Origin of the sequence: Sporosarcina cascadiensis (assembly GCF_009650995.1) — a bacterium.
GTDB classification, from domain to species: domain Bacteria; phylum Bacillota; class Bacilli; order Bacillales_A; family Planococcaceae; genus Sporosarcina; species Sporosarcina cascadiensis.
On sequence record NZ_WHVV01000040.1, the window covers coordinates 1 to 798 of the forward strand.

1 protein-coding gene is annotated in these 798 nt (G+C 43.7%); it reads left to right on the forward strand.

Annotated elements, in window-relative coordinates:
- Positions 1 to 85: 85 nt before the first annotated feature.
- Positions 86 to 798: transposase (locus tag GDZ68_RS17895; protein WP_194841235.1), on the forward strand; the 713-nt coding region annotated here is incomplete at its 3' end.

Sequence of the window (798 nt, forward strand, 5' to 3'; positions counted from 1 at the left end):
GAAGTCCGGTCGCACAGTTGCTTTTTTATTCTCCTTATCTAGTATCCATAGTATAATTGGGAGAACTATCCAAGGTGGTGCGCCCATGATTTCCAACCGAGAAAAACAGAATGTAAGCCCGTATCTGGCGCTGTATGATGTGCTGATCCCGCAAGATCATCTACTTCGACAAATCAACGAACTGGTAGACTTTTCATTTGTCGTAGATGAACTCCAATCGAAATATTGTTTGAATAATGGTCGCAACGCCATTCACCCGATTCGTATGTTCAAGTATTTACTGCTCAAATCGATTTACGACTTATCAGATGCAGACCTTGTCGAACGTTCACGGTACGATATGTCCTTTAAGTATTTTTTAGAAATGGCTCCGGAAGAGGAAGTCATCAATTCGAGTTCTTTGACGAAATTTCGCCGGCTTCGCCTGCAGGACATGAACCTGCTGGATCTTCTCATTGGGAAAACCGTAGAAATTGCCGTCGAGAAAGGGCTGCTTCTCAGTAAAACGATCATTGTGGACGCTACCCACACTCAAGCACGCTTTACACAGAAATCACCAAAAGAGTTTCTGAAGACAAAGTCGAAAAATGTGCGGAAAGCAGTCTATCAGCTGGAAGAAGATATGGTCGGGAAGTTCCCTGCGAAACCTGTATCAGATGATCTCGAAGAAGAAGTACAGTACTGCCGGCAAGTGGTGGAAGTAGTGGAAACACAATCAAGGGTAGCACAAATCCCTGCCGTAAAAGAGCGAGTCAATGTATTGAAAGAAATCATTGAGGACTATGAGAACCAATGGAG